The sequence below is a fragment of the Cognatishimia sp. F0-27 genome, assembly GCF_020667845.1.
GTDB lineage: Bacteria > Pseudomonadota > Alphaproteobacteria > Rhodobacterales > Rhodobacteraceae > JAFMPQ01.
The window spans coordinates 20,239-27,543 of the sequence record NZ_JAFMPQ010000052.1 but is presented as its reverse complement, the minus strand read 5'-3'; the positions used below and the strand labels follow the sequence as shown (position 1 = coordinate 27,543).

Here is a 7,305-nt window from a genome sequence, read left to right as displayed (position 1 = left end):
GCGATGAGCGATGAGCGATGAGCGATGAGCGATGAGCGATGAGCGATGAGCGATGAGCGATGAGCGATGAGCGATGAGCGATGAGCGATGAGCGACACAAGCTTTGGCCGCGGTCAAACAGAAAAGGGGCATACCGGATCGGCATGCCCCTCTGGTCATTGGCGTTTCTTTCCGCCCGCCGGCTCACCCATAGACCAGCCTTGGCAGCCATGTGATGATCTGCGGGAAGAGCATGCACAACACCAACCCGGTAATTTGCAGCGCAAGGAACGGCAGTGCGGATTTGAAGATATCCGTCATCGGAATCTCCGCCGGCGCCACTCCTCGCAAGTAGAAAAGAGCATAGCCGAAGGGCGGCGACAGGAAGCTCATCTGCATGTTCACAAGATACAGCACACCGAACCACAGCACGAGGTCGTCCGGGCTGTCGAGCCCGAAGGCCGCGGCACCCAGCGCCTTGATGATCGGCACGAAGATCGGCACGCAAAGCAGCAGGATGCCAACCCAGTCCAGGAACATGCCGAGCACCACGAGCAGCACTTGCATCAGGATCAGGATCCCCCAAGGCCCCAGTCCCGTCGCGGCAAGCGCGTCCTGCACGAATTGCTGACCCCCTTCGAGCACGTAGAGCCCGACGAAGATCGTTGCCCCGAACATGATCCAGATGACCATTGCGGACGCCTTCAACGTGGTGGTGCAGGCCTCACGTACGGTTGGCCAGTCGAGCTTGCGATGGATCGCAGCCACGATAAAGGCGCCGAAGGTGCCGATGCCCGCCGCTTCCACCGGTGTTGCCACACCCGAGAAGATGATGCCCAGCACCACGACCACGAGAGTGATCGGAGCCGCCATCTTGCCAACGAGGCGCAGCTTCTCGGCATTGGACACGCGCTCTGCCACCGGGATCGCCGGACCGAGCGCGGGGTTGATGGTGCAGCGCATCAGCACGTAGCAGATATACATCCCTGACAACAGCAAACCGGGGATGACCGCACCGATGAAAAGCTCACCCACCGATTGCTCGGCCACAACCGCGTAGATGATCGCAAGGATCGACGGCGGAATCAGGATGCCGAGCGTGCCGCCCGCCATGATCGAGCCCATGGCGATCTTGGGATCATAGGCCCGCTTGAGCATCGCCGGCAGGGCGATGATGCCCATGGTCACAACCGCCGCACCGATCACACCAACCATCGCCGCAAGGATTGTCGAGGCGATGATCGTGGCGGCCGCAAGACCGCCCTTCACGCCGCCGAGTACCTTGTAGATCACATCGAACATGTCGTTGATGATCCCTGCCCTTTCGAGCATGGCAGCCATGAAGATAAAGAGCGGGATCGCCGAAAGCTGATAATTCGTCATCAGCGGAAAGATGCGGCTGGGCACGATGTTGAGCGCCCGCGCATCGCCAAGGACAAACAGGAAGACGCAAGCCAGCCCGCCCGTTACAAAGGCCAGCGGCAAACCCGCCATGAGGAGCGCAAGCAGCGATCCGAACATGATGAGGGTGAGCCACCCGATTTCGATTTCGATACCCATAGGCTCAGTTCCCTCTCGCGATTTCGCGAATGTCCTTGGACAGCTTGGAGATGCCCTGCAGCACCAGCAGCAGCCCACCGATCACCATGACCCATTTCATCGGCCAGAGCGGCACTTCCCATTCGTTGAAGCTAATCTCGCCCCAGCGGATGTTCGGGTCGGTCCATTGGCTCGCATCGAGCGATCCAAAGAGCTCGCCAAGGCCGATATTGCCCCGCGCCCACTCCGAAATTGCCGCGTTCCCCGTCGGCACCGCCAGCGCGTCCATCGCGAAGATATAGGAGGTCACCATCAGCGTGCCGGCAAAGATGAAAAAGAAGATCGACGTCAAGAGATCGACCCAGGCTTTGCGCTTTTTCGGCAAAGGCGCATAGAAGATGTCGACCCGCACATGCGTTTCGGTCAGCATCGCATAGGCACCCGCGATCAGGTATTGCATCCCGAACATGAGGTACATCGCCTCGTGGGCCCAGTTTGTCGGAGAGCCGAAAACATAGCGCGCGATGACCTCATAATAGTAGACGAACACCGCGATCACCGCCCAATAGGCAACAAATTCACCGCAGAACAGGGAGAGCCTGTCGATCCAGTTCTCTGCATAATCGCGGTCATGCTTGGGGCCTTCTTCGGCCTCGGCTTCGCGAATTCGACGCTCGGCTTCCGTGATCTCTTCATGTGCAGGCAGCGCCGCGTTGGCCCGGCTCACCATGCCCGGCAAGAGCACGAAATCGATCAGCAGCAGCGCGAGGATGGCATAGAGCGCGTAGGCCGCAGCCATGTCCCAGAAGGCCCGCGTATCCGCCGCGGTATCCCGCAACGGCCCGACCTCCTCGACCGTGGCACGGGCTTCATCGATGCGGGTCTGTCCCGTTTCGACCGTGTCCTGAGCCCGCTCTAACCGCCTTTCGGCGCTGCGCTTGGCAAAGGAGCCCTCCTCGGCCTCGTCAACCGCCACCTGAAGTTCGGCCAGCGAGGCGCGCGCCTCTTCGACCCGGCCAACCTCACGATCCAGCGTGCGTTCGGCGACGCGGATCTGGTTGGTGACTTCGGACAAAGCGGAGCGTGCGGATTGTTCCTGTCCGTTGGAGTAGAGAATGAACAGAAAGAGCGGCAGATACACCAGACCGACCAGGCTCTTGAGGTAGAACCGGTGCAATCCGATGATCCCGCCTGTAACGGCGATCATGTAAGCGAGCGGCAGCGAATAGCGCTTCTGAGCGGGTTGCGGACGGCGCGACAGCACCATTGCGATGATCGGAAACACGATCAGACCCACCCAGTAGAGCCAGTGCGGCAGCGTGAAGCTGAGGCCGGGCATCTTGGGCAACCTGCTTGTTTTTGAGTTGTAAGACAGTATGGCCCGGGACCTGTCCGGCCCCGGGCACGATGATCAGGCCATTCTGGCCCGAAGCGTCAGAGCTTGAGCTCGAGACCCTGTGTCAGCGCCGGATCGACATAGCCGAGCGAGCCGGACATCATGTAGTCGAGCTGGATCTTGAACACGCGCGCGGCCTGCGGGTCGCGGTTGGCGTAGTCGAACCAGATCGGTACGGCCACTTCCGTCATCAACTCGACATCGTCTTGTGTGAGGCGCGTGACCTCGGTGCCGTCGGCCTCGAACTTGGCCCAGGCTTCCTGGTCCGCTTTCTGGATCGCCGCGTGATGCATGTCGGAGTAGACATGCGTTTCCATCTCGACGAACTGCTGCATCTGGGGCGACAGCGCGTCCCACGAGGATTTGCTCACGGTGATGTCCATGATGTCCACCGGCTGGTAGAGCGACATGAAGCCCGGAGGGCCCATAACGATATAATCCGTCACCTGGCTGAAGCCGAGGGCGTAGTTCACCGCCGGTCCGACATAGTCGGCGACGTCGATTGTGCCCTTTTCAAGCGCCGGGAAGATTTCCGAGCCCGGAAGAACGGTTGTCTCGGCACCGATCTGGGTGAAGATTTCCGCAACCATGCCGCCCGGCAGGCGCATCTTGCGGCCGGCAAAGTCGTCGATCGAGCGGATCGGCACCTTGGAATGGATGATGTTGGGTCCGTGGTGCACGGGGCCGACGAAATGCATGCCCTGCGCAGCGTAAAGCTCGCGTGCGATGTCGATACCGCCGAGCCCGTAGTAGAAGACGTCGAACTCATGCGGGTTTCGCATGCCAAGCGGGATGGACGTCAGGAACGTCGCCGCCGGGATGATGCCCTGCGCATAGATGGTGAATGGGTTCACAGCATCCAGAACGCCGTTCTTGACCGCGTCATAAAGCTGAAAATCACCCACGACGTCATTGGCGCCAAAGGCTTGGAAAGCCAGCTCGCCGCCGGTCTTTTCCTCGATGGTTGCGCACCAATCCTTGAAAATCTGCAGACCGGCGCCACCGGGCCAGCTCGTCTGGATCTTCCAGGTGGTTCCGTTGGCCTGTGCCCCTGCGATATGCGGTGCGGCCAGTGTCGCAGCACCTGCGCCGGCGAGCGTGCGAAGCGCGCCACGGCGCGAAGTCAGTCTTGTTGTCATGGTTTCCTCCCGTTCGACAAAGTCGGCGCCGGCTCCCCACCGGCGCTCCCTCGCGACGCCAGACCTAAGACATTTTGACCGAATTGGTAAGGAAAAATCTCCGAAATCGGGGGCGCAAGAGCATGTTAGCGCGCCCATTTGACGCATCTTGTTGAAAAATCGATATTTTATTTTCGGGATGTGAATTCATAATTACAAACGTCCGGTCAGGATCGGACGCGGATGAAAGCCCGCGCCAGATCCAACAGCCCGCCAAAGGCGCTTGCCAAGCAGTCCGTCATTCCCCTAGATCGGCGCCTGCCCTCCGTTCATCGAGACATCAGGTGTTCCTTTATCGTGTGCTGATCAGCCTCTTTGCCCTTGTCGCAGCGCCAGGCGCTCTGCGGGACGGCAAACTGCGTGCGCGGCTTGGGCTGGGTCCGGCAGTGCGGGGTCGGCATGTCTGGCTGCATGGTGCGTCCAACGGGGAACTGACGGCGTTCAAACCGGTTTTGCTGGCCTTGCATGCCGCGCGCCCGGATCTTCACTGGCTCATTACCTCAAATTCCCGGACCGCCACCGCCCTCGTCGAGAGCTGGGGGCTTGAGCGTGTCACAGCGCGCCCTGCCCCGTTTGATCTCGGATGGGCCACCCGGCGCATCATGCGGAGTTGGTCTGTCACCGCGCTGATGTCTCTGGAGAGCGAGATCTGGCCCCATCGCGTGCTGCACTGTCCCGGCCCGGTCCTGCAGATTGCAGCGCGCATGAAACCGGGCACCGCCCGCGCGTGGCGGCGGCTCCCCCGGCTCGCGAAAGCGGTCTTGCGGCGCGTGGACTGGGCATCGGCGCAGGATACCGCGTCACGCGACGCGCTTCTTGCGTTGGGACTGCGCCCGGAAAGCGCCGGTCCGGTGATCGACCTCAAGGCCTTTTATGATCCGCCGGACACAACCCCGGATCCGGTTCTGCGCGCGGCCTTTCCGCGAGAGGACACGTGGCTGGCTGCGTCAACCCATGAGGGCGATGAGGCCTTTGTCCTCGACGCGCACAGCGCGCTGCGCCAGCGCGCACCGGGCCAAAAGCTCGTCCTTGCCCCACGCCATCCGACCCGTGGCGCCGAAATCCGGGCGATGATCGAGGCACGCGGCCTGACAGTGGCCCAGCGCAGCAGAGACGAACCGCCAGAGGATTGCGACGTGTATCTTGCCGATACGATGGGGGAGATGGCGCTTTGGTATCAGTTGTGCGGGCGCGTGTTCATCGCCGGGACGCTCTCTGATCGCGGGGGGCACACGCCCTATGAACCGGCCGCTTTCGGCTGCGCCTTGCTGCATGGTCCGGATGACGCCAATTTCCAACCTGCCTTCGCGCGACTCAGGGACGCCGCGGCCTCTGTCGAAGTCCACACGCCCGAAGCGCTGTGCGATGCCCTCCATGCGCTTGGCGACGCCGACGCGCAAACTGCCGGCGGAAACGCCGCGAAAACCGCGCTGGCACAGGACAGCGACCTGAACGGGCTCATAGAGGCCATCGCGCAACGGCTGCCCGATCCCGACGCTTGAACCGGGCTGTGCAAAGGCTATTTTCACTAATAGGGGAATAACGTTCGAGCCATGATCCAATACAGCCTCAAATGCGCCGAAGGGCACCGTTTCGACAGCTGGTTTCAATCCGCCTCCGCGTTTGACACCCTGCTGGCGCGGCATCTGGTCACCTGCTCGGTTTGTGGATCTGCCGAGGTGGAGAAGGCCCTGATGGCGCCGCGGGTGCAGGCCAAGACGGAAGAACCCACGCCGCCCCCACCGCCTGAAAGCCTTTCGCAGCAGGACAATCCGCAGCAACGGGCAATCGCAAAGCTGCGCGCGCACGTCGAGAAGCATTCCGATTATGTGGGCAAGAACTTTGCCAGTGAGGCGCGCGCGATGTATCTCGGGGATGCACCGGAGCGCCCGATCTGGGGCGAAGCCCGCGGCGACGAGGCCAAGGCGCTGATCGACGATGGCATCCCGGTGGCTCCACTCCCCTTCCGTCCAACCAGAAAGGCGCATTGATGCGAGCATTGATCACGGGCGCCAATCGCGGCATCGGACGCGCGATTGCGGAGCACATGGCGGCACGCGGCGATGCGGTGCTGCGCACGGCGCGCGCCGCAGACGGCCATATGGCGCTCGATGTGACGGACCCGGCATCCATCGAGACGCTCGCGGCACGCATCGCGGATGCGCCGCTCGACCTCCTTGTCTGCAACGCCGGGGTCTTTTTGGAGAAGGGGCGCAGCCGCGAAGACTATGCGCCCGAGCTCTGGGCAGAGACGTTTGCTGTCAACGTCACAGGGGTCTTCCTCTGCGTCGAGGCCCTCTTGCCCGTTCTGAGACAGGCCAAAACACCAAAGATCGCCATCATTTCCAGCCAGATGGCATCGAGCACCCACGCGCCGGGCGGGTCCTATATCTACCGCGCGTCAAAGGCCGCCGCTCTGAACCTCGGGCGCAACATGGCGAGCGATTTCAAGCCGCTCGGCATCGCTGTCGGCATTTACCATCCCGGATGGGTGCGCACGGACATGGGCGGCGCGCAAGCCGACATCTCCGAAGACGAGGCCGCGCGCGGGCTGATTGCCCGGTTCGACGCTCTGAGCCTCGAAACAACCGGATGCTTTGAAACATGGGACGGCCGTGCCCACGCGTATTGAGCCGCCTGCAGACCCAGAGGGCTTTGCCGAAGCCTTTGCCGCTGCATGGGCGTCCCGGGAAGGAGACGCCATAGCCGCGCTCTTTACCGAAGACGCGGATTTCGTGAATGTCACCGGCCTCTGGTGGCATGGCCGGGCGGCGATAGCCAAGCCGCATGACTACGCGCTGAAAAGCTTCTTTGCCCGGAGCGAGCTGCGCCCGGGCCGATCCGAAACCCGCAGGCTTGCAGAGACCGTGGCGGTCCAGCGCTGCCGGTTCCGGCTTGACGGGCAACGGACCCCGGACGGTCAGGAAGCCGGTCCCCGCCACACGATCCTGACTTTCGTTCTCGTGCGCCAGGCCGATGGCTGGCGCGCCGCCAGTGCGCAAAACACCGATGTCGTCCCCGGCAAGGAGACATTTGTTGCCGGGCCGGACGGGCTGACGGCCACTGATTACCGCTCCCGGTAGATCCGGCCTCTCCCAATCCGGCACCGTGGGTTGCCCCGGCGGCGCCCTGCCCGCCCCCAGGGTCGCATCGCGGCGCGAATTCAATGCAAAACTGGCGCGTGCTTCCGACACCGGTGCTTTTGTCGCCTTG

Annotated in this window: 7 protein-coding genes; 4 read left to right on the top strand and 3 right to left on the bottom strand. The window is 62.4% G+C overall.

Annotated features, from left to right (window positions below; genetic code table 11):
* Positions 1-183: 183 nt before the first annotated feature.
* From J1C49_RS19960 to dctP, 3 genes are all read right to left on the bottom strand, one after another.
* The gene (locus J1C49_RS19960; RefSeq protein WP_227447604.1) at positions 184-1,539 is read right to left on the bottom strand and encodes a TRAP transporter large permease subunit; all 1,356 of its coding nucleotides are present in this window, start codon (positions 1,537-1,539) and stop codon (positions 184-186) included.
* A 4-nt stretch (positions 1,540-1,543) separates the two neighbouring features.
* Positions 1,544-2,857 (bottom strand): TRAP transporter small permease subunit, encoded by a 1,314-nt coding sequence (locus tag J1C49_RS19955; RefSeq protein WP_227447603.1) that lies wholly within the window; start codon positions 2,855-2,857, stop codon positions 1,544-1,546.
* A 95-nt stretch (positions 2,858-2,952) separates the two neighbouring features.
* A complete protein-coding gene (gene dctP / locus J1C49_RS19950) occupies positions 2,953-4,053 on the bottom strand; it encodes a TRAP transporter substrate-binding protein DctP (protein WP_227447602.1) in 1,101 nt (366 codons plus the stop codon).
* Positions 4,054-4,376: 323 nt separating this feature from the next.
* Here dctP and J1C49_RS19945 point away from each other — a divergent pair, with 323 nt between their 5' ends.
* The 4 genes from J1C49_RS19945 to J1C49_RS19930 are packed head-to-tail and all read left to right on the top strand — an operon-like array spanning position 4,377 to position 7,175.
* Positions 4,377-5,594, top strand: coding sequence for a glycosyltransferase N-terminal domain-containing protein (locus J1C49_RS19945; RefSeq protein WP_227447601.1), 1,218 nt, complete (start codon positions 4,377-4,379; stop codon positions 5,592-5,594).
* Between the two features lie 51 nt (positions 5,595-5,645).
* A complete protein-coding gene (locus tag J1C49_RS19940; RefSeq protein ID WP_227447600.1) occupies positions 5,646-6,083 on the top strand; it encodes a DUF1178 family protein in 438 nt (145 codons plus the stop codon).
* Complete coding sequence (locus J1C49_RS19935; protein WP_227447599.1) at positions 6,083-6,724, top strand: SDR family oxidoreductase; 642 nt, start codon at positions 6,083-6,085, stop codon at positions 6,722-6,724. Before J1C49_RS19940 ends, J1C49_RS19935 begins: the two co-directional genes overlap by 1 nt.
* Positions 6,708-7,175 carry an SgcJ/EcaC family oxidoreductase gene (locus J1C49_RS19930; protein ID WP_227447598.1) on the top strand — a complete coding sequence of 156 codons (468 nt, stop codon included), beginning with the start codon at positions 6,708-6,710 and terminating at the stop codon, positions 7,173-7,175. Before J1C49_RS19935 ends, J1C49_RS19930 begins: the two co-directional genes overlap by 17 nt.
* Positions 7,176-7,305: the final 130 nt, after the last annotated feature.

What these genes read in the sequence shown, in the direction of transcription:
- J1C49_RS19955 (WP_227447603.1), bottom strand. Translation starts at nt 2,857, where the DNA reads ATGCCCGGCCTCAGCTTCACGCTGCCGCACTGGCTCTACTGGGTGGGT.
- J1C49_RS19960 (WP_227447604.1), bottom strand. Translation starts at nt 1,539, where the DNA reads ATGGGTATCGAAATCGAAATCGGGTGGCTCACCCTCATCATGTTCGGA.
- dctP (WP_227447602.1), bottom strand. Translation starts at nt 4,053, where the DNA reads ATGACAACAAGACTGACTTCGCGCCGTGGCGCGCTTCGCACGCTCGCC.
- J1C49_RS19935 (WP_227447599.1), top strand. Translation starts at nt 6,083, where the DNA reads ATGCGAGCATTGATCACGGGCGCCAATCGCGGCATCGGACGCGCGATT.
- J1C49_RS19940 (WP_227447600.1), top strand. Translation starts at nt 5,646, where the DNA reads ATGATCCAATACAGCCTCAAATGCGCCGAAGGGCACCGTTTCGACAGC.